Origin of the sequence: Vibrio brasiliensis LMG 20546 (assembly GCF_000189255.1) — a bacterium.
GTDB lineage: Bacteria > Pseudomonadota > Gammaproteobacteria > Enterobacterales > Vibrionaceae > Vibrio > Vibrio brasiliensis.
In genome coordinates this window covers 101,882-122,913 of sequence record NZ_AEVS01000077.1, presented here as the reverse complement: position 1 = coordinate 122,913, position 21,032 = coordinate 101,882, and the positions used below count along the sequence as shown (strand labels likewise).

Annotated in this window: 16 protein-coding genes; 12 read left to right on the top strand and 4 right to left on the bottom strand. The window is 46.8% G+C overall.

Annotation, left to right across the window (positions count from 1 at the left end):
* Position 1 precedes the first annotated feature (1 nt).
* Positions 2-925: an allantoinase PuuE gene (gene puuE / locus RH46_RS14900; protein WP_006880331.1), complete on the bottom strand. Its 924-nt coding sequence runs from the start codon at positions 923-925 to the stop codon at positions 2-4.
* Positions 926-1,276: 351 nt separating this feature from the next.
* On the opposite strand from puuE, the gene uraH reads away from it, so the two are divergent.
* The 4 genes from uraH to RH46_RS14880 all read left to right on the top strand — a co-directional run bounded on the left by uraH (position 1,277) and on the right by RH46_RS14880 (position 6,211).
* Entirely contained in the window at positions 1,277-1,630 is a 354-nt protein-coding gene (gene uraH / locus RH46_RS14895) for a hydroxyisourate hydrolase (protein WP_040895958.1), read from the top strand.
* Between the two features lie 140 nt (positions 1,631-1,770).
* On the top strand, positions 1,771-3,114 hold the full coding sequence (locus tag RH46_RS14890; protein ID WP_006880329.1) for an NCS2 family permease: 1,344 nt from the start codon (positions 1,771-1,773) through the stop codon (positions 3,112-3,114).
* Positions 3,115-3,274: 160 nt separating this feature from the next.
* Positions 3,275-4,681, top strand: a complete 1,407-nt coding sequence (locus tag RH46_RS14885; protein ID WP_006880328.1) for a nucleobase:cation symporter-2 family protein — start codon at positions 3,275-3,277, stop codon at positions 4,679-4,681.
* A 168-nt stretch (positions 4,682-4,849) separates the two neighbouring features.
* Positions 4,850-6,211: an 8-oxoguanine deaminase gene (locus tag RH46_RS14880; protein ID WP_006880327.1), complete on the top strand. Its 1,362-nt coding sequence runs from the start codon at positions 4,850-4,852 to the stop codon at positions 6,209-6,211.
* Between the two features lie 40 nt (positions 6,212-6,251).
* Here RH46_RS14880 and RH46_RS14875 read toward each other — a convergent pair whose 3' ends face one another.
* Positions 6,252-6,965, bottom strand: coding sequence for an NAD(P)-dependent oxidoreductase (locus RH46_RS14875; protein WP_006880326.1), 714 nt, complete (start codon positions 6,963-6,965; stop codon positions 6,252-6,254).
* A gap of 110 nt (positions 6,966-7,075) precedes the next feature.
* Here RH46_RS14875 and RH46_RS14870 point away from each other — a divergent pair, with 110 nt between their 5' ends.
* From RH46_RS14870 to RH46_RS14845, 6 genes are all read left to right on the top strand, one after another.
* A complete protein-coding gene (locus RH46_RS14870) occupies positions 7,076-7,963 on the top strand; it encodes a LysR family transcriptional regulator (RefSeq protein ID WP_006880325.1) in 888 nt (295 codons plus the stop codon).
* Positions 7,964-8,193: 230 nt separating this feature from the next.
* Positions 8,194-9,363, top strand: coding sequence for a glycosyltransferase family protein (locus RH46_RS14865; protein WP_006880324.1), 1,170 nt, complete (start codon positions 8,194-8,196; stop codon positions 9,361-9,363).
* An 80-nt stretch (positions 9,364-9,443) separates the two neighbouring features.
* Positions 9,444-10,628, top strand: coding sequence for a glycosyltransferase (locus RH46_RS14860; protein ID WP_006880323.1), 1,185 nt, complete (start codon positions 9,444-9,446; stop codon positions 10,626-10,628).
* 20 nt (positions 10,629-10,648) lie between these two features.
* Positions 10,649-11,797: a glycosyltransferase family 4 protein gene (locus tag RH46_RS14855; RefSeq protein ID WP_006880322.1), complete on the top strand. Its 1,149-nt coding sequence runs from the start codon at positions 10,649-10,651 to the stop codon at positions 11,795-11,797.
* Between the two features lies 1 nt (position 11,798).
* Positions 11,799-13,622 carry an ABC transporter ATP-binding protein gene (locus RH46_RS14850; RefSeq protein WP_241210059.1) on the top strand — a complete coding sequence of 608 codons (1,824 nt, stop codon included), beginning with the start codon at positions 11,799-11,801 and terminating at the stop codon, positions 13,620-13,622.
* Positions 13,623-15,872, top strand: coding sequence for a phosphotransferase (locus tag RH46_RS14845; protein ID WP_006880320.1), 2,250 nt, complete (start codon positions 13,623-13,625; stop codon positions 15,870-15,872).
* A 16-nt stretch (positions 15,873-15,888) separates the two neighbouring features.
* On the opposite strand, the gene RH46_RS14840 is transcribed toward RH46_RS14845, so the two are convergent.
* A complete protein-coding gene (locus tag RH46_RS14840) occupies positions 15,889-17,055 on the bottom strand; it encodes a nucleotide sugar dehydrogenase (protein ID WP_006880319.1) in 1,167 nt (388 codons plus the stop codon).
* 282 nt (positions 17,056-17,337) lie between these two features.
* Here RH46_RS14840 and RH46_RS14835 point away from each other — a divergent pair, with 282 nt between their 5' ends.
* Positions 17,338-17,682 (top strand): rhodanese-like domain-containing protein, encoded by a 345-nt coding sequence (locus RH46_RS14835; protein ID WP_006880318.1) that lies wholly within the window; start codon positions 17,338-17,340, stop codon positions 17,680-17,682.
* 20 nt (positions 17,683-17,702) lie between these two features.
* Here RH46_RS14835 and RH46_RS14830 read toward each other — a convergent pair whose 3' ends face one another.
* On the bottom strand, positions 17,703-18,785 hold the full coding sequence (locus RH46_RS14830; RefSeq protein WP_006880317.1) for a protein kinase family protein: 1,083 nt from the start codon (positions 18,783-18,785) through the stop codon (positions 17,703-17,705).
* A gap of 462 nt (positions 18,786-19,247) precedes the next feature.
* On the opposite strand from RH46_RS14830, the gene RH46_RS14825 reads away from it, so the two are divergent.
* Positions 19,248-21,023 carry an ABC-F family ATP-binding cassette domain-containing protein gene (locus tag RH46_RS14825; protein ID WP_006880316.1) on the top strand — a complete coding sequence of 592 codons (1,776 nt, stop codon included), beginning with the start codon at positions 19,248-19,250 and terminating at the stop codon, positions 21,021-21,023.
* Positions 21,024-21,032 lie beyond the last annotated feature (9 nt).

Below are 21,032 nucleotides of genomic sequence, written 5' to 3'. Positions count from 1 at the left end.
TTTATTTCTCCTGTTGTGGTGTGTAAGGGTGGTGCTCATGCCAGTGGCGAGCGATATCAACACGGCGACATAGCCAAACATCATCATGTTGTTTTACGTAATCTAAGAAGCGTTTCAGTGAAGCAATTCGGCCCGGACGACCAATCAGGCGGCAGTGAAGGCCGACAGACATCATCTTCGGCGCAGTTTCACCTTCTGCATATAAAGTGTCGAAAGTATCTTTCAGATACTGGAAGAACTGCTCACCTGAGTTAAAACCTTGTACCGTCGCAAATCGCATGTCATTGACATCGAGAGTGTATGGGATCACCAGTTGTGGCGTTCCGGCTTCAGTGTGCCAATACGGCAAGTCATCGTCATAAGCATCCGAGTCGTAGAGGAACCCGCCCTCTTCTGCCACTAGTCGACGAGTATTTGGACCAGTTCGGCCGGTATACCAACCTAGTGGACGTTCACCTGTCATCTGCTTGATGATATCGATCGCTTTCATCATGTGGTCACGCTCTTGTGACTCATCCATGTATTGGTAATCAATCCAGCGATAACCATGACTACAGATTTCATGACCTGCCTGAACCATGGCTTCAGCAACTTCAGGGTGACGTTCTATCGCCATCGCAACAGCAAAGATGGTGAGTGGAATTTCGTACTCATCAAAAAGTTTCAGTACACGCCATACGCCTGCTCGGCTGCCGTATTCGTAGATCGATTCCATACTAATATGGCGCTCACCTTTAATTGGCTGCGCAGCTGGGATCTCAGACAGGAAGGCTTCAGATTCATCATCTCCATGGAGAAGACAACGTTCGCCACCCTCTTCGTAGTTCAAGACAAATGACACCGCGACTCGAGCACCACCCGGCCATTTAGGGTCAGGCGGATTCGCTCCATAGCCAATCAGGTCTCGCGAATAATCCTTATCCATTAAGGCTCTCCTTAAATGCAAGGCACACTCCATTGGTGCCTTCTCAATCTCATACATTCATTGTATACAATAAATTATCTTAATGTAAAGATTTTGTTGTTAAAGTTAATTTAACGATACAAACACTATCTATTCAATGACTTAGCAAACATAGATTGGTTATAACCTTCGAGTACAAGCTCACAAAATTGATTTTCCGTTGTTTTATGCAGTAACAAATTTATAACAACAAGCTTTACTATCCGGATATTTTGTGTACATATATAGTTATCAAAAGCGAATTTAAAACAACTTTGTATACAATTTAGTTTCAACTTAAGCTAAGGAGAGCGCTAGGCGCAATTAAGTATTATGGGCAAATTAACCACACACGTATTGGATACAATGCACGGAGTTCCCGGCGCAGATATTCAGGTGGAGCTGTTTAAAGTGGAAGGGGATTCTCTAACCAAGATAAAAACAGTGACCACTAACTTCGACGGTCGAACTGACCAACCAGTTCTCGAAGGTGATGCATTTACGACAGGCAAATATCAATTGGTGTTTCATGTCGCAGACTATTACCGCAAACAAGATGTCGATCTGGGCGAGATCCCATTCTTAGATGATGTGGTGATCCGCTTCGGTCTTGGTGAAGAAGGCGCGCATTATCACGTGCCGCTACTCGTTTCGCCTTACAGTTTCTCTACCTATCGCGGTAGCTAAAACCAGCAATCTAACAACGTCAAATTTAATAATACATCAGGAGAATTGGAGTCTGCAGACAAACCTTTCGGTAACACAACATCCTAATGCAGAAAGCGGTATTCAATTTCAGAAACACCAAAACAAAAGGACTTGCTGACATGAATGAAAGCAAAGCAGAAGTGCTTAATAACGAAAGCCAATCGGGTGGCTTACTAGAGCGCTTTTTTAAACTGAAAGCACATGGAACCAGCGTGAAAAACGAGATGATCGGGGGGATCACCACGTTCGCAACCATGGCCTATATCATTTTCGTCAACCCACAAATTATGGCTGCATCGGGGATGGACTCAGGCGCGGTATTTGTCGCAACCTGTATCGGTGCAGCAATCGGCTGTCTACTTATGGGCCTGTTTGCAAACTGGCCTGTGGGCCTGGCTCCAGGTATGGGCCTCAACGCATTTTTCTCTTTCACTGTAGTGAGTGAGATGGGTTACAGTTGGGAAGTTGCACTGGGTGCGGTATTCCTGTCCGGTATCCTGTTTGTCGGTATGAGTTTCTATAAAATCCGCCAATGGATCATCGAAAGTATTCCTGAGAGCTTGCGCTTTTCTATGACGGCTGGTGTCGGTCTGTTCCTTGGTCTGATTGGCCTTAAAACCGCTGGTATCGTAGTTGAAAACCCAGCCACTCTAGTTTCACTTGGTGATTTCACTAAGCCTGATGCTATGCTAGCGGCGATCGCATTCCTTATCATTGCTGTGCTAAGTGAACGTAAAGTGTTCGGCGCTGTACTGATCGGTATCCTGAGCGTAACTGTGGTCGGTATGATGCTTGGTCTGGTTCAGTACAACGGTTTCTTCGCCGCTCCACCAAGTATCGCCCCAACCTTTATGGCGATGGATATTTCTGGTGCATTCAATATTTCTATGGTGAGTGTCATTCTGGCATTCCTGTTCGTTAACATGTTCGATACGGCTGGCACACTAATGGGTGTCGCTGAGCGTGCCCACCTGGTAAACAAAGAAACAGGTAAAATTGAAGGGCTTAGCAAGGCGTTAAAGGCTGACTCTATCTCTAGTGTCGCTGGTGCGTGTGTCGGTTGTCCTCCGGTAACAAGTTACGTAGAAAGTGCAGCAGGTGTTGCTGCGGGCGCTCGTACTGGTCTGTCTGCCATTGTAGTCGCGGCCCTGTTCCTGGCAGCTATCTTCCTATCTCCACTGGCTGGAATGATCCCAGCTTACGCAACGGCTGGTGCTCTGATTTACGTAGCTTTCGTTATGATGAGCAGTATGCAGCACGTCGATTGGAAAGACTTCACCAACGGCGCTCCGGCAGCGATCACTGCGTTGATGATGCCGCTGACTTTCTCTATCGCTAACGGTATTGCACTAGGCTTTATCACTTACACAGTGCTGAAAGTCGCAACAGGTAAGACTAAAGATGTCTCTATCTCGATGTACATCCTGACGGTCGTCTTTGTTGCCAAGCTTATCTACATCTAAGCCGCTTTAAATCCAAATTTTTGAACCAATAATCCACTAGCCTGAACCTCGGGACGGGCTAGTGGTGACCAAACACATTTCGTGACCCTACGCAGTTTGTAGAAGTCAATTGTCCAATCAAAGAGAAAGAGCCTATGCGACTTTCTCTGAGGTAAAACCAATGAAACTTCTGTACTCGCTTAACCAAAAGCCGCCTCACGGCATTACTTTTCTTCTTGCTCTGCAACATATGCTCGCCTCTATTGGTGGTATTGTTGCCGTTCCTCTTATCGTCGGCTCCTCGATTGGCCTGCCGAACGAAGAAATTGTTTCTCTGATCAATGCTGCTCTGTTGGCGTCAGGTATTGTTACCATGGCACAATGTATCGGCCTTGGTCCTATTGGTATCCGCTTACCCGTGGTGATGGGTTCCAGCTTTGCGTTCCTTGGCGTGGCTATTGCCATCGGTCGTGAAGGCGGCGTTGCCAGTATTATGGGCTCGGCTCTCGTCGGCTCTCTGGTCGTTATCCTCGCCAGCTTTTATATGGATAAGGTACGTAAGTTGTTTCCGACCGTCGTCAGTGGTGTGGTGGTGACCTTGATAGGTCTGACTATCCTGCCCGTGGCGATGAACTGGGTCGGTGATGCACCTGCCTCCAGTGAAAACTTCGCTACCTTACCAAAACTCTTCCTGGCCATTATCTCGCTAGGTATCGTGGTGGCAGTATCGGTTTACTGTAAAGGCGCCGTCGCCGCTTCTGCTATCGTGATTGGCCTTGCTGGCGGTTACATCGTTGCACTGTCTCTGGGAATGGTTAACCTTAACGATATTTCATCAGCAGCCTGGGTTGGTGGTCCGGAGCCACTTAAATACGGTCTTAGCTTTGAAGCTAGTGCAATTGTCAGCATGAGTCTGGTTTACATCGTAGTCATTGCCGAAGCAACCGGTGACTTTATGGCTCTGGCTAACAACTGTAATACCAAGGTGTCAGGTAAAGATCTCCAGCGTGGTCTACTTGGTGATGGTCTTGGTAGTACTCTTTCATCACTCTTAACAGCTATGCCGCTGGCTTCGTTCAGCCAGAACGTCGGTATTGTTGGCATTACTGGTGTAGCCAGCCGATTCGTCGTAGCCACGACCGGTGCCCTACTGATTCTAGGTGGATTGTTCCCTAAACTGGCGGCTGTCGCGGTGACCATTCCTAAACCTGTATTAGGCGGGGTTGGGTTCGTTATGTTTGGCATGATTGCGTATGCAGGTATTCGCATGTTGATCACGGCAGCAGATACCAAACGTAATGCCCTGGTGATCTGTGTTGGTCTGGCTTCTGGTCTGGCAGTTACCTTTGAACCACGTTTGTTACAGCACCTGCCTCATGATATTGCTAACTTCCTGCACTCGGGGATTACCACAGGTACTATCGTAACCGTGCTTCTACATCAATTGCTGCCAAAATCGAGCCGTAAAGAGGAACGCGAAGCCCTAAAAGAGAGTCGTAATCAGGTACAAGAGAAAATCGCCAAACGAGCTCAAGCTGAAGAAGACTCTCGCGAAGCTCAGGTTGAGCTAAAAACTCAGCAGGATTAACCGTCAGATTATCTTATGATGATCCGTCTAACGAGCAAAACGGCAGAGTGAATCCACACTCTGCCGCACTGCAATAAAAATACCGCCAGACGAGTCTGGCTTATCTATCACTAAAATGTTTAAGACCCTCTCCCCTGAAATGGTTGAGATGGCTAAGGACGACTATGAATGGAAACCATCTGGATTAAGAATCCACTGGCAATCTATACCGGTAACACTCAGGATGCCCAAGGCGGCATCGTGGTTAAAGGCAACCAGATTATCGAATTGATCGCTCAGCACCAAACACCGTCTCATACCATTGATTATGTGGTCGATGCTTCACAACACGTCATTACTCCCGGGCTTATCAATGCCCACCACCACTTTTATCAGACCTTAACCCGCGCCTACCCTGATGCACTGAATAAAGAGCTGTTCCATTGGTTAACAAGTCTCTACCCCGTCTGGGCCAACTTAGATGAAGAGATGATGAGTGTCGCTACCGAACTGGCATTAGTTGAGCTGATGCTGTCGGGCTGTACTACAGCGTCTGACCACCATTATCTGCTACCAAACGGCTTGGAACACGCAATTGATCTACAAGTAGAAACTGCTCAGCAACTTGGCGTTCGGGCTATTTTCACCCGCGGTTCAATGAGCTTAGGAGAGGATGAAGGAGGGCTGCCCCCACGTCACACTATTCAGACTGAACAGGCGATTGTTGATGACAGCCAGCGTTTGATTCGCCAGTACCACCAGCATCACGAGGGTGCAATGACCCAGATTGCTTTGGCGCCCTGCTCACCCTTCTCCGTTACCACAGACTTAATGAAGGAAACAGCGCGCATTGCGAGCCAAGAGAATGTGATGATGCATACTCATTTGTGTGAAACGCTGGATGAGGAGGATTTCTGTGTTGAACGATTTGGCCTGAGACCGGTTGATTATCTGGAAGATGTCGGCTGGCTTAACGACCGGACCTGGTTGGCGCACGGTATCCATTTCAATAGCGAAGAGATTGGTCGTCTTGGCAAAGCCGGAGTTGGTGTTAGCCACTGCCCGACGTCGAACATGATGCTTGCGTCCGGGATTTGTAAGAACAATGAGCTCGAAGCGGCGGGCGTTAAAGTCGGACTAGGCGTCGATGGTTCTGCCTCAAATGACGGGTCAAATATGATCGCTGAAGTCCGGATGGCAATGTATCTGCAAAGACTCAGATATGGCTCAGCCAATGTTTCCCATTTCGATGCACTGCGCTGGGCCACCAAAGGATCTGCTCAGGCAATGGGACGTAGCGACATTGGTGAACTGGCTATAGGTAAGCAAGCCGATATTGCGATGTTTAAGCTCGATGATATCCGTTTCTCCGGCAGTCATGATCCCCTCGCCGCGCTATTACTGTGTGGCGCGCAGCAAGCCGACCGTGTGATGGTCGCTGGCCATTGGCGAGTGCTTAACGGTGAAGTGATTGGTGTCGATATTCGTCAACTGATCGAACGCCATAAACGAGCGGCTTCCCGCTTAGCCAAAAAAGCGCTCGGGGAGTAAAGCTAATCTACTGTCGCTCCGTTCCATCGCGGAGCGACTGCTAAGCGTTATAGATCACTGGCATTTGACCATGCCATTGCTGCCAAAGGGCATCATCCAACACTAATCGACACAAGGCATTAGCGACATTAATACGACTGGTTTCGCCAGCATTAAACAAGGCGCTGCGTGTTGGACTCTGGTGCCATTGATAGTCACTGATCTGAGACTGGTCAATCAGGGTATCCGGACGAACAATCGCCCATTCAAGGCTGTTGTGACTTGTGGAATTTCGGTTAAGTAGTTTAGCCGCTTTCTCATTATCTCGATGAGGAGGGAGCATCCAACGAAGCAACAGATTCAACCATTTTTCTGACTGCTCAACGCGCTCCTGCAAAACGAGATTACGCACCCCAGCCGAACTCATGAGTACCAGTTTCAATGGCCGCTCTCGCTGCTTTGAAGTCAAAGAAATCACTCTTTGTAAACTGTTTGTCACCAGCATTCTCGGCGCGCCGTATACGCCTTGTAATGTCATGTTATGGCCCAGACAAGATATCACTGCGTCACAGTCTGAAATAAGTCGCTGTAGATGCTGACTCTCTAACGAAAGCGCTGTGTTGTTTATTTGGTTCAGTCTGGGATGCTCCGCTAACACCTCGGTGTTTCTTACCAGAGCAACAACATCACACTCAGCATCAAGTAACTGTTTAACGACCAGGTGCCCCGTAGCACCAGTTGCTCCCAAAACCATCACTTTCATCGCCAGTTCCATTTCTCACTCTTCATAGCTGCAGTTTAACACTTCAATTATGTTTGGGAATTGGGCAAAAATGTATAACAATCATTCATAATTGAATGGGACATCACCAACTGGATAGATGTATGGACTGGAAACATATCCAATTTGACTGGAATCGAGCGCGGGCATTTTTAGTCGTCGCAGAAGAAGGCTCGTTTTCGGCCGCCGGGCGAGCAATGAACATAAGCCAGCCGACATTGGGTCGACAAATTGCTGCGTTTGAGCAGGAACTCAACGTCACATTATTTGAGCGAGTCGGTAAGAAACTGGTACTGACAGAGAGTGGCAGTAAACTCTATCAGCACGTAAGCCAAATGGCCGAATCCGCTAACCAGATGCTGCTGACTGCGTTAGGACAAGACGAAAATATTGCAGGAGATGTAAGTATTTCCCTCACGGAACTGGATGCCTTTTTCCGTTTTCCACCTCTGATAAGTCAATTGAGAGAGTACGCACCAAACATCAACATCGAGCTGATCGTCTCGAATCAGGTCAGCGACCTGAAACGTCGCGAAGCAGACATAGCAATTCGTTATCAACGTCCTACCGACTTGGATTTAATCGCTCGGAAGATTGGCCATGAAACCGTTCACCTTTATGGTAATAAGAGCCTGGTCCAAAGCTTTTCAAACAAGTCACCAAGCGAAGTTAGCAATGTACAGATCATTGGCTTTGAGCGTGGCGAAAGACTCAAACAACACCTCGATGAGTCTGGCTGGCTACTCAAACACAACCCATTTAACATGATTTGCAGTAACCAACTGGTTCAGTGGCAATTGGCTCAACACACACCATCACTGATTCTGGTACCGGATCATATAGCCCAGTACAACCCCAACTTAACCATCGCCTTTAAAGATCATTTCAAGCCATTCGAGCTTGACGCCTGGCTTGTTTGTCACCGTGAGTTACACACCAATAAGCGGGTAAAACTGGTGTTCGATTTTCTGGCTAAATATATGCGTCTGTAGTAACAGCGCGTTTTCTATTAAAAATAGCCATAAACCAAATTGACATAACTATCAGCAACTTGATTTCAGCCTCCTATATTTAGCGTTAGAAAGGAGGTTGAGGCACGGGTTTTTGGCCACATGATGTCTATACTTCAGAGAGTTCTAAACTAAAGGACTAGGCAATTAGTCCGCCGTTGAGCTTGGCTATATGCCTGTTAATGAAAGACGTATTGAGGGCCAATTCAATAATGAAAAAGCTGCTGTTTTACTCTCATGATAGCTATGGCTTGGGTAACATCCGTCGTATGATTGCGATTGCCAATTACTTGGTTAATCGCCATCAACAACTCTATATTTTGTTGATTACCGGCTCTCCGATGCTTCATGCGTTTCGTACCCATCCGCAAATCGATTACGTCAAGCTACCCTGCCTACAACGTTCTCAATCTGGTGACTACAGTGCCAAGTTAGGCTGCTACACAGCTCAGGGATTGATCGAAGCAAGGTCAACAATTATTCAGCAGGTGGTGACTTCTTTTGAACCAGATTTAGTATTGATCGACAAGAAACCTGAAGGGCTCAATGGAGAGCTGAAACAAACCCTTTTAACGCTCGCGTCACTTAAACGCACACCTAAATGTACCCTGTTACTAAGAGATATCCTAGACGACCCCGAGGTTACACAGAGGATATGGCATAAGAACAACTACTACCAACTGATAGAGAAGTACTACCACCAAGTTTTAGTCGTTGGGGAACAACGAATTTTCGATGTCACCAAACAGTACGACTTCCCTGAAACAGTCGAGCATAAAACCGTATTCTGTGGTTATTTACACAGATCAGAACCGACTTATCAGCATAGCGAGCTGCTTGAAAGACTCGCGAATTCAGAGCGAAAGCTTGTCGTCGTCGCAGCTGGAGGGGGGAATGACGGCAAGTCAATGCTAGAAACCTATTTACTCGCCTGTTTGCAAAACGGTTGGCAGAATAAAGTTAACTCCGTTGTTTTCTACGGACCTGAGATGAGTTCATCAGACGTAGAACAACTGCAGGCTCTCGCCATACAGTTACCTAATGTTGTCTTGCTCGAATTCACCGCGCACTTCTTGACTTATCTTGCTGCAGCCAATTTAGTAGTCGCAATGGCAGGTTACAACACCGTATGTGAAATCCTGTCGGTACAAAAGCCAGCCATTATTATTCCGCGAGTGTTACCTGTCGCCGAGCAGCTTATTCGCGCTCAACACTTTGCCCGGCTGGAGGTTTTCGAGTATATCCACCCACAAAAACTCACACCAGGTCGTCTAAATGACAAGATCTTCAACAAACTGTTTTCAGAGGAAGCTCAGCTGCCATTTCCTCTACATGTCAGTTTGCGTGGTATGGAAAAAATAGAACGTCACCTGCTGGCCTAATTGAAGCTTCAGTGTCGATGTGAGTAATAAGAACGGTCTTGGTTAGGGATAAAAGGTCAACTCAATAAAAGGAGTCCCCTATGTGTGTCGCCTATATCGTCAAACGATATCCGCGCTATTCAGAGACATTTATCGTCAATGAAATCTTAGCTCATGAAAAAGCAGGGCTTGAAGTTCATATATTTGCCTTGTTGCCGCCACAAGACTCACACTTTCAAGATATCATCGCCAAAGTCAGAGCACCGGTCACCTATCTGCCAGCCAAAGCTGACAGAGCGAGTACATTTTGGGAACGACAAAAAAAAGCCGCCCGTTGGTATCCAGAAACATGGCAGGTATTAGGCAGATACCCTAACGCCAGTGTACGAGAAGTACTGCAAGCGCTGGAACTGTCACTATATATTGGTCGAATGCAGATTACCCATTTACATGCACACTTTGCCACCACCTCCACTACGGTCGCGCAAATCGCTTCAGCCATAACCAGAGTCCCTTTCTCCTTCACGGCACATGCCAAGGATATCTTTCATCAAGACAACGATTTTGCTGCATTGGCAACCAAGTTTGAGCAAGCCAAACGTGCTATCACCGTCAGTGACTTTAACTACCGTTATCTGACCCAAGAGCTATCCGTTAACAGGGAAAAGGTGGTCAAAATCTATAACGGTCTCGATTTAGACCAGTTTCCCTACTGCTCTCCAGAACAACGAGAGCCCATGATTTGCGCCATTGGCCGTCTGGTCGAGAAAAAAGGGTTCTGTGACCTTATTACAGCTTGCCAACACCTGAAACTTCAGGGGATGAACTTCCAGTGTGAAATCATAGGAGATGGCGAGCTCAAACATGAGTTACAACAGCAAATAAACGCTTTAGAACTTCAAGAAATCGTCACTCTGAAAGGCTCGCTACCTCAGCAAGAAATCAAACAGCACTTACGTCAAGCAGCTGTGTTCGCCGCGCCGTGTGTGGTTGGAGAAGATGGTAATCGTGATGGGCTACCGACGGTATTACTTGAGTCGATGGCGCTTGGTACTCCTTGTGTTTCAACCGATGTCACTGGCATTCCGGAAGTTATTCTTGATGGTCAGACTGGGTTAATGGTTGAGCAGCGTAACCCTAAGTCTCTGGCAGGCGCACTGGAAAGGTTACTTAAACAAACGCAGCTCCGGATAAGCTTGTCTCAGCAGGCACGCTTACTGATTGAAAGCCAGTTCAACATTCACACCAACGCTAAAAAGATACGCGCTCAGTTCCGGTTTATTTAGTGTCTGTCCTCGGAGGAAAAATGAAAGCTGCATATGTTTGTTCAGATCGAGGTGTGCCCGTATTCGGTAGCAAAGGCTGCTCGCTCCACGTTCAAGAAATAACTCGCGCCTTGATCAAGTCGGATATTGGTGTCGATCTCCACGCTGCGGCAGTGGGAGGTCAATGCCCGGATGATTTAAAACCAATCGATGTTCACCGTATCAGGCACGCTAAGCTCACTGACAGAGCCTTAAGGGAGCAATCGGATATTGACGATAACCTAACCACGATGACTGAGCTAGAACGTTCAGAACCGTATGACTTCGTCTATGAACGTTACTCATTATGGAGTTACGCAGGAATGTCTTATGCGGCTAGCCGACACATCCCTGCGATTTTAGAGGTCAATGCTCCGTTGATTGAGGAGCAGAAAAAGTATCGTGGCTTAATCGATCAACATGCAGCAGTTGCGGTAACCGAGCGTTGCTTTGACGACGCCAGTTTGATTCTCACTGTATCAGAACAAGTCGCTGACTACGTTGAACGCTATCCTCAGGCTCACGGTAAAGTGAAAGTACTGCCAAATGGTGTCAATACAGACCGATTTGCGCAGGTGTCTCATGATAATCATTGTCAGTTTACTTTTGGCTTCGTCGGTACGCTCAAGCCGTGGCATGGTGTGGAAAGGTTGATTGCCGCATTCGCCGCAATACACTCGCGTTATCCTCAAACTCGATTGCTGATTGTCGGCGATGGTCCGATGAAAGATACCCTCGTCAGTCAGGTGATCGAACTTAAACTGGCTGACTGTATTGAAATAACGGGGTTAGTTGAACCCGCAAATATGATCAATATGTATCAGCAAATGGATGTCGGTGTCGCTCCATACCCTGATGATATCGAGTTTTATTTTTCGCCACTAAAAGTCTATGAGTACATGGCGGCTGGATTACCCGTCATTGGCAGCGACATTGGCCAAATCAGTGATATTGTCACTGATGGAAAAACAGGATTGACCTGTTCAGCATCAGAGCTAGAAGGTCTTATCAAAGCGATGGAGTTTATGGTTACTCATCGTTCAATGTCTTTAGTCTGGGGACAAGCTGCACAAAGGGAAGCCCAGGCACACCATAGCTGGAAGCAACGGGTCGACAACATTCTGGCTTGGTCAGGATTAGCTCCGGAGTAACATGATGGCGAGGCCTAAAGGATTGACACAGAGCTTGCCGAGTTTAGTGCGCTTCTTTCACTATGTGACGCCTTACATAAAACAGCGTAAATGGCTGATTGTAGGCGCGTTTGCCTGCCTGTTTGGCCAAACCTTACTGCGCCTGCTTGAACCCTGGCCGCTCAAATACATCGTAGACCGTTTAGCATCACCGCAATTCAACACAGCTAAAGATCTTGAACTGCTCTCCTCTCTGCCTCTTTCCAGCTACTTCGCTGTGCTGGCAGGAGCTTTGGTTATCATCATCTTGTGCCGTGCTCTGCTTACTTACACCACCACAGTGTTGATGGCTTTAGCGGGTAATCACATCATCATTAGTCTGCGCAGTAAGGTGTTCAATCATATCCAAGGTCTGTCGACCATTTACCACCAGCAACAACGCAGCGGTGATCTGGTCGTACGCCTTATCAGCGATATGGGGATGATGAAAGAAATATCTGTTACCGCTGCGGTTCCACTGATAGGTAACAGTCTGATTTTTATCTGTATTGTCGGCGTTATGCTGTGGCTTAACTGGCAGCTGGCTTTGATCTCTTTATCTACCTTGCCTCTGTTATGGTTGGTCACCCTGAGCAAAAGCAAAAAGATTCATAAGGTTGCACGCAAGAATCGCCACAGAGAAGGCGTTATGGCGGCTACGGCGTCAGAATCAATCCATGCCATCAAGTCAGTACAAGCGCTGACTTTAGAGGATCGGTTCTCAACTATCTTTGGTCAGGCGAATAACAAAAGCCTAAAGGAAGGCGTACAGGGGAAAAGGCTGGCGGCCTCATTGCAGCGCAGTGTCGAAATTCTGATGGCAATCTCCACAGCACTCGTGCTGTGGTATGGTGCCAACCTTGTCATTAGCGGCAGCTTAAGTCTTGGTGAGTTATTAGTTTTCGTTTACTACTTAAGACGGGTTTTTCGCCCAATTCGCGACTTTACCAAATATACCGCCAGACTAGCCAAAGCTGCGGCAGCCGGAGAACGGGTATTAGCAGTCCTTGAGCAACAAAAGGATGTTCAGAATCGTCATGATGCGATTGAGGCTCCATCGCTGGCAGGCAATATTCACTTTGATCATATCCAGTTCTCTTACCTTAATGATGACGTGACTAATTTGGAAAACATCGAGTTAGAGATAGCCAAAGGCCAAAAAGTCGCCATTGTAGGGCCTTCAGGTAGTGGTAAGTCGACCCTCATCGCCCTGTTACTACGTTTACATGACCCGCAAACCGGCTCAGTCAGGATCGACAACGTGGATATACGAGACTACACCTTTGAAACGGTTCGCCAACAAATATCAGTTGTCATGCAGGAGACAGCATTATTTGCCACTTCCATCTTCGATAATATAACAATTGGTCAACGAGAAGTTAGCGTAGAGCGGGTAATAGAAGCTGCCAAACAAGCTGAGATTCATGACTTTATCATCTCCTTACCCGAAGGCTATGACACTCATGTTGGTGAACGTGGAGTCACTCTTTCTGCGGGGCAACGACAGAGAATCGCCATCGCCAGAGCGGCTCTGAAACAAGCGCCAATACTCATTCTTGATGAACCAACCACTGGCTTAGACCCAATGACTGAAAAACATGTCAGTGAGGCGTTGATGAGGCTGGCTGATCACTCTACCACTCTGTTTGTCACTCACCGTATGCAGTTTGCGGCTCAATGCGATCATATCATCTGTATGCGACAGGGAAGAATTATCGAACAAGGTAACCATCATGAGCTGATTCAACGCAGAGGATTCTACTTCGATCAGTTCAACTCTCCGACACAACAGGTACTAGGAGGATAAATGGAGCCTGAAGATACGAGCTTAATTAACAGAGAGTCGGCTATCACCGGTTTATCACTGGTTTTAGATCCCTGCAAAATGTTGTCCTTAATGCAGAACTGCTTTCCTGATGCCAGTATCCAGTCAGTCAGCAAAATCTACATTCGTTATAAACCGGCCACTAACTGCTTAGTAAAATATCTGGTCGACGATCTAAGTGGTTCTCGTCAATGGTATGCCAAAGCCTTTACCATTAACGATCGAGATAAGCTCCTCCGGATAGAAGCAGAAGGAAAGACCCGTCAATTGGCTCCAATCGTGATCATCGACAAATTGCTAGTCCTCTATCCATTTCCTCTGGATGGCAAGCTAAAGCTTCTGACACGTCTTGTTGATCACTCCGCTTTACAGCAACTTTTTACTCGTGTGTTATACCCCAACACCATGACTAACCGTTCAATCGCTAGTATTGAGGTTCTGCAATACAAGCCAGAGAGGCGATTTGTCGCCAGACTGATAATGAACTCTGGAGAATCCGTGGTGTTAAAAGCCTACACTCAGCAGCGTTACCAACTGGCTAACCTTTCACGGCGCAGAAAACTGAATTCAGATTACTTACTTGATGTAGTCGGTCGCAGTAGCAAACATCGTCTTCTTGTTCATCGCTGGATTGATGGTCAGAACCTGACTCTTTATTACCATAGCAATGAATTAAATCCAGCACCTTTCCGTGAGTGTGGTCGATACCTAGCGGATTTCCATCAACACTCAAAGCGAAAAAAGGTCGTTGAAAAAACCACCACTGATTTTATATACGGTATCGATCAATGTGTATCAGGCTTAATCAACCTGATACCCGACATTGAAAAGCAACTCGTCACTATCAGATCCCAGTTGCACGCGGCTTTGACCACTCTTAAATCCGAACGAAGTGTCATCCACGGCGACTTCTACGCCAAACAGGTTTTAATTACCACATCAGGCATACGCCTGATAGATCTGGACGATGTCTGTTACTGGTTTTCTGGTTATGATTTGGGATTGTTTATCGCCCATCTAGAACGAGATCATCTACTTGGCACCCTTTCATCAGAGCAGTCCCAAACTTATCAAAGCGCATTGCTAGCAGGCTATCGACAGCTACGAGCTCTTCGCCAGAGCGACGTAGAATTGTTTAGCGCAATAGGCTTGTTGCAGCTATCACACCACCCTTTTAGAAATGCTGTATGTAGCTGGAAAAGCAAGATTTACCAGTTAGTTAAACGTTGTGCCGAACACTTATCAACTTATCAGTTATTAATCAATTTACCGGATGCCGAACAATCACTCCCGAGAGTTTCCGAACTACTCGATCCTCCCTGTGCAACTCAGTTATTGAGAGATAACCTTGGCCATTTCTCGAACCAAGACACTCTGGTCAACATTGATGTCGTTCGCCATAAACCTGGCAAGCGAATGCTGATTGAGTACACCTTCAAACAACCTGATGGAGAGCAACACGCCATTTTAGGCAAGGTCAGACTAAAACGTTTTGATAAGCACACATGGAACGTAAATCATGCTCTGTATCAGGATCAGTTTGGCGAGAACAATAGTGATCGCATCATGGTTCCATCCCCCTTGGGATATGCTAAAAGCCACCATATCTGGTTTCAGAAAAAAGTGACGGGAACAATATGCTTCGATGATTTCTGCCATGATGGGGAGATCGCAGAACGAATTGCCCAAACACTCTACAAACTTCATTCGAGCAATGTGACAACAGAGCGCACTCATAGCCACCAAGACGAGATTGAATTGTTAGAGAAGTACTTAAATCAGGCGGCGACTCGGTTGCCAGACAACAGTGATGATATTCTCGATGTACTTAGCCATTGCAAACGACAGATAAACCAGCTTGAAGCACTGAAATCACCGACCACCATTCATCGTGACTTCTATCATGATCAAGTACTTATCGATAATGACCATGTCTACTTACTCGACCTAGACCTATTGTGTAACGGCGACCCTGCACTCGATATCGGTAACTTCATTGCTCATATTGAAGAGCAGTGCTTGCGACAGTTTGACGAGCCAGATTATGCTCAGTTAAAAATTGAACGCTTCATTCAACGCTACCAAGAGTTAGCAGGCTGTGATTTACGCTCTAGGATTGAAACCTTCACCACTCTCAGTTGGGCACGACATATTTTTATCAGTCACAGGATCCCTCAACGTAATCCTTGGACAGAGCGCATTATTCAACAATGTAAACAAAGAATTTGCTAAACTTTTCTCGATACGCTCAGTCGGTCTGATAGATATCTCGGGAGTAGACTCTGTCTACTACATCAGCTAACTCTTGGTTAAATCGATTAGCGATTATCAAGCTCGCGGAACGTTTAAACTCATCAAGCTGATGAATCACTTCACACTGATGAAAGAATGGCTCAGATAATTTAGGCTCAAAGATCACTACTCGAATGCCATGAGCAATTAGCCGGTCAACCACACCCAGGATTGCCGATGAACGGAAGTTATCAGAACCCACTTTGGTAATTAATCGATATATCCCTACAACCTCTGGTTTACGCGACATTATAGCGTTAACAATATGCTCCTTGCGAACCGAGTTTGCTTCGACGATACCACTGATCATCCGGTTGGGAATCGTAGCAAAGTTGCTATGAAGCTGCTTAGTGTCCTTGGGCAAGCAGTACCCCCCATAACCAAATGATGGGTTGTTGTAGTGATGACCGATTCTAGGATCATGGCAGACGCCTTCGATAATGTCTTTACTGTCTAACTGGTTCACCTCTGCATAGGTATCCAACTCATTAAAAAACGCCACCCGCATGGCGAGAAACGTATTGGCAAACAGCTTGATTGACTCTGCTTCACATGAATGAGTGTAGATAACTGGCGGATTGTCGACTTTGGCTCCTTGTTGTAGCAATTGGCCAAATACCTTTGCTTGATGAGAAAGGCCTCCAACAATGATTCGCGATGGATACAAACAGTCATGTAAGGCTTTACCTTCTCGAAGAAACTCGAGCGAAAAAAGAATACTAGGCTGTTGATAACGCTCTCTTGCCTGATAGGTAAAATTTACCGGAACGGTGCTTTTTATCACTATGGTGGCTGAAGGATTGAGACCGATGGCTTTTTGCATCACCCTATCTACAATCGTGGTATCGAAAGTACGCGATTCTGTGTCGTAGTCAGTCGGTGCGGCGATGATAATGAAATCTGCATCTTGGTAAGCCAGTTTCTCATCTGTCGTGGCAGTGAGTTGCAGAGGTTGATGAGCGAGATAATCCTCGATGTCGCCGTCTTCAATTGGTGACTGATGTTGATTAATCATCGCTACCTTGCTGGCATCAATATCAAGCAAAGTAACCTTATTGTGCTGGGCTAATAAAATAGCATTGGCCAATCCAACATAACCAATTCCTACCACTGCGATTTTCATATCATACCTATATTGGCTAAATGGTGTGTACGAAGAATGAAGTAGAATTATTGTTATGACCTAGCCTGAAATGAGTATAGACAAACAGGGAATGCTTGTGCGTTAAATATTTTGTAGCAATGAGTGAACAAGCGCTATATTCTGAGGAAAACATCACCTTACTGATTTCACGACTTATGCATCCAGTATTTGAATTATCAATAAACATCTGTGAAATGCATCGCGGCTAAATTCCCTCAGTTGGATATGCTTAGGCAATGATTAGTAAAGGATCCAATCAAGATGAACAAATCGCTCACCCTGCTGCTGGCAGCATTAGCTTTCGTTAGTGTCCCATCATTCGCTTCTGAGCGTGCTGAGAAAGGCTGGCAGTGGATTGAACAAGGAGCATTAATTGTCGATGTTCGCACCCCACAGGAATTCGATGCCGGGCATTTGGACAACGCAGTGAACTACCCGCTGTCCCAACTGGCAACACACTTCGCCAGCATTGATAAGAATAGCCAGATCGTACTTTACTGTCGCAGCGGCAACCGCTCCGGCCAAGCCTATCAATATCTGCTTTCACAAGGCTTTACTAACCTGCACAATGCGGGCGGTCTGGTTGAAATGCAAAATGCTCAGTAGTCATTTCTGAGTAACAAGCGTCAAATCTGGTACTGCTTAACCAGATCAAGTGTATCCCGGTAAGAGTCCGTCAAGTCTGACTGGCTCTTACCCTGATTGTGATAAAACAGTGCCCCCTGCTCTTTCAGCGCAGAATACCCTTCATCAATCATCGACAGCACAGCCTCTACCCGTTTGAGCGTCGTTGGTGTGCAACTCTTGCCACTCAAATCATCCTCAATGTCCAGCACATGCGAGCGGAACATCTCCTGCTGAAACAGCAGTTTCAGTTGTCGGTCACTTGCCAGTGCCGTCTTATAGTCAGTGATTTGCTTCAGCTTTGCCTCCAAGACCTGCGAACTCGCACCTTGGCTTTGTAGCCAGTCACACTGAACTACGAGCGCCTTTAACGCCTGACGTTTCACCTTGCGAAACAGGGCTAATGACTGCGAATCCGAATATCCCTGTTCTAACAACCAGCCTGAGAGAAAACGGGTCTCGAAGCGCTCACAAAACTGGAACAGCGGGTCTTCCATGCCGTTACTATTGAGTTCAGTAAGTGGATCAAAACGATACATATAGCCAAAATCAAATAGCCATAGTTTGTCGTTGCTATCCAATAACAAGTTACCTGCGCACAGATCCCACTCAAACAAACCTATCTGCTCACACGCGGTCAGTGTTGAGAACAACTGCTCAAGCACTTTGACTGAAATCGCGCGGACAGGCTCGCCTTCAATCCAGTCAGACAAGATGATCCCGAGGCGATAGTCGGCATAGACCGTAGTGACAATATTGTCGAATTTCTCAGCAGTAACCGGATTATCTTTACGCTGCTGGAAATCGGCTCGGCGTTGCACTTCATTGAGAAACGAATAGTGACCATCAAGATTGTGCACCTTCGCCTGAGGTCGCTTTTTCTTCAGCGTGTAATCTTTACCTGCGAAACGAACACGGAATACTTCGGCCGTCAGTCCGCTGTTAAAGGTCTCCACTACATAAGGCGAATTACTGGTCGTTGAAGCCAGTTGTTCTGGGTCGATAGGGCAGTGTTCCACATCGCCGACAATCAGGTTTTCCCCACTAAGTTCAAATTGCTGTTGTTCGCTTTGACGCTGATTCATCACCAAGTCCTATTCTGATTATGAGTGGTGATTTTATCAACAGCGGTCAATGGTGAATCCTCCCCCTAATCGATACTTGAGGCTGAGAGTCAGGGCGTAACAACAAAGTAATATGAAGGTCTCAAAGTTGTGACCCATAATGCACCAGAGCACTTTTTCAGCCAGCAGCTCTGTACATTGAGACAGGCAAAGCTAGAATGCGAGCTATGGATTAATCGAAAATGGCAACATTTTCACAGCAAATTTAAGGAGGAGTCTATGTCTTTGTGGTGTTCAATCAACCCACGTTTCTTTGGTATTCAGGCTCGCTCAAGAGTTTCAGATTTCGCGCTGCGATAATCTCGACTTGAGCGAATAATTACCCTTCGACCCAAAGCGTCCCCCGAGTACCTTCCCTCAAGCTCGAAGAATTATTGTCAGCTACGGCAATGGCCTTTTGCGCCCAAAATTCTTGAGAACATTATGAGTACTTTTTTAACTGCACAATCCCTAACACTTTCTTATACCTCTAGCGCTCTGTTTAAAGAGCTCACCCTGACGATTAATCGCGGCGATAAGATCGGCCTTATCGGTCATAACGGCTGCGGCAAAAGTTCACTGATGAAACTGCTTAATGGCCAGATTGAGCCCAGTGAAGGTCACGTCGCTAAAGCAAATCACTGTTTGATGAGTTATGTAGAACAACATATTCCAAGTGCTTTACAAAACCAAAGCGTGCTTGAAGTGCTGGCTGAGACACTCACAGCGGATGAACATTGGCGTGCAGAGTTGCTTCTCAGTGAACTCGGTTTTGCTGAATCAGAGTGGCAAATGCCAGTGGTCAACTGCAGTGGTGGTCAACAGATGCGATTACTTCTGGCAAGAGCCATCATTAATGAACCGGATTTACTGCTCCTTGATGAGCCAAGCAACCACCTGGATCTGCCCTCACTGTTATGGCTGGAACAGTTCCTATCACGTTGGAAAGGATCATTTGTCTTGGTATCCCATGACCAGACTCTACTTGATGCGGTCACCAACACGACTTGGATAATGCGCGATCAATCGCTGCATCACTTTGCTCAGCCTTGCTCTGGCGCCCGACAAGCGCTGCAGGATAAAGATCAGCAAGACCGATTACGCCATAGTAGCGAGCAAAAAGAGATCGATCGCATCGAGAAAAGCGCCAAGCGATTAGCAATCTGGGGCAAAGTCTACGATAACGAAGATCTGGCACGCAAAGCGAAAACCATGATGGCGCGTAAGGAGCGACTGGAAGAAGAACAGACTGAATTAACTGAAGGCACGCCCTGGCGCCTGCAATTGCACGGAGAGCGCCTGCCAGCTAATCGCTTAGTAGAAGTCACACAGTTAACTGTCTACCCACCTGACAGTCAGCGCAGCTTGTTTGTTATGCCCGAGATGCGGGTAAAAAGCGGCGATCGAATCGCTGTGCTCGGTAGCAATGGTTGTGGTAAATCAACCCTGCTTAACCTTCTGTATAACCTATCTCAAACTGACGAAAGGGTTGCAACGGACTTAAGCTCAGCGGTCACCTTCCACGACCGCTGTCGACTCGGTTATTACGATCAATCTCTGGCCCAACTTGACGACCAACAGAGCCTAAGTGAGGCCCTCTGCACCTTTGCTTCAATCAATCACGAGCAGAGCAAGCGTGCCCTGATTAGCGCTGGATTTGGCTTCTCCCGACATGGCCAGCAGGTCGCTTCATTAAGCGGCGGAGAACGAGCTCGGCTACTGTTTGTTGGCCTGACGCTGGCTCGCTATCACCTGCTGTTTCTCGACGAGCCAACCAACCATTTGGATATGGAAGGCAAAGAGGAGTTAATCGAAACCCTTAACCAGTTTGAAGGAGCAACTCTACTGGTCAGTCATGATCGTAGTCTGATCGAGCAAAGTTGTAACCGCTTCTGGCTGATCAACAATGGTGTACTGAGCGAATACCTGACTGTAGAAGAGGTCTACCAACAACTCACTAACGCGCCTGTCCTTACAACGGGCGCTAAGGGGAATGCTAAGGTGTCTGTCCTTACAACGGGCGAACAGTTCACAGAACAGACTGTCCAACTAACAGCCGAGCATTCAGCTAACCCACAGGGAGAGGAACAGCTATTAGAGCGTCTGATTGAGCTGGAAACGCTGTTAGCCAAAGATCAGCAAAGAAAGCCAAAGCATCAGAAGCCAAACCTTCAACTGCAGTGGCAGGAGGAAATTGAGCATATTAATCTGCAGCTATGATCCAAACAA

What these genes read in the sequence shown, in the direction of transcription:
- puuE (WP_006880331.1), bottom strand. Translation starts at nt 925, where the DNA reads ATGGATAAGGATTATTCGCGAGACCTGATTGGCTATGGAGCGAATCCG.
- uraH (WP_040895958.1), top strand. Translation starts at nt 1,277, where the DNA reads ATGGGCAAATTAACCACACACGTATTGGATACAATGCACGGAGTTCCC.
- RH46_RS14890 (WP_006880329.1), top strand. Translation starts at nt 1,771, where the DNA reads ATGAATGAAAGCAAAGCAGAAGTGCTTAATAACGAAAGCCAATCGGGT.
- RH46_RS14885 (WP_006880328.1), top strand. Translation starts at nt 3,275, where the DNA reads ATGAAACTTCTGTACTCGCTTAACCAAAAGCCGCCTCACGGCATTACT.
- RH46_RS14880 (WP_006880327.1), top strand. Translation starts at nt 4,850, where the DNA reads ATGGAAACCATCTGGATTAAGAATCCACTGGCAATCTATACCGGTAAC.
- RH46_RS14875 (WP_006880326.1), bottom strand. Translation starts at nt 6,965, where the DNA reads ATGGAACTGGCGATGAAAGTGATGGTTTTGGGAGCAACTGGTGCTACG.
- RH46_RS14870 (WP_006880325.1), top strand. Translation starts at nt 7,076, where the DNA reads ATGGACTGGAAACATATCCAATTTGACTGGAATCGAGCGCGGGCATTT.
- RH46_RS14865 (WP_006880324.1), top strand. Translation starts at nt 8,194, where the DNA reads ATGAAAAAGCTGCTGTTTTACTCTCATGATAGCTATGGCTTGGGTAAC.
- RH46_RS14860 (WP_006880323.1), top strand. Translation starts at nt 9,444, where the DNA reads ATGTGTGTCGCCTATATCGTCAAACGATATCCGCGCTATTCAGAGACA.
- RH46_RS14855 (WP_006880322.1), top strand. Translation starts at nt 10,649, where the DNA reads ATGAAAGCTGCATATGTTTGTTCAGATCGAGGTGTGCCCGTATTCGGT.
- RH46_RS14850 (WP_241210059.1), top strand. Translation starts at nt 11,799, where the DNA reads ATGATGGCGAGGCCTAAAGGATTGACACAGAGCTTGCCGAGTTTAGTG.
- RH46_RS14845 (WP_006880320.1), top strand. Translation starts at nt 13,623, where the DNA reads ATGGAGCCTGAAGATACGAGCTTAATTAACAGAGAGTCGGCTATCACC.
- RH46_RS14840 (WP_006880319.1), bottom strand. Translation starts at nt 17,055, where the DNA reads ATGAAAATCGCAGTGGTAGGAATTGGTTATGTTGGATTGGCCAATGCT.
- RH46_RS14835 (WP_006880318.1), top strand. Translation starts at nt 17,338, where the DNA reads ATGAACAAATCGCTCACCCTGCTGCTGGCAGCATTAGCTTTCGTTAGT.
- RH46_RS14830 (WP_006880317.1), bottom strand. Translation starts at nt 18,785, where the DNA reads ATGAATCAGCGTCAAAGCGAACAACAGCAATTTGAACTTAGTGGGGAA.
- RH46_RS14825 (WP_006880316.1), top strand. Translation starts at nt 19,248, where the DNA reads ATGAGTACTTTTTTAACTGCACAATCCCTAACACTTTCTTATACCTCT.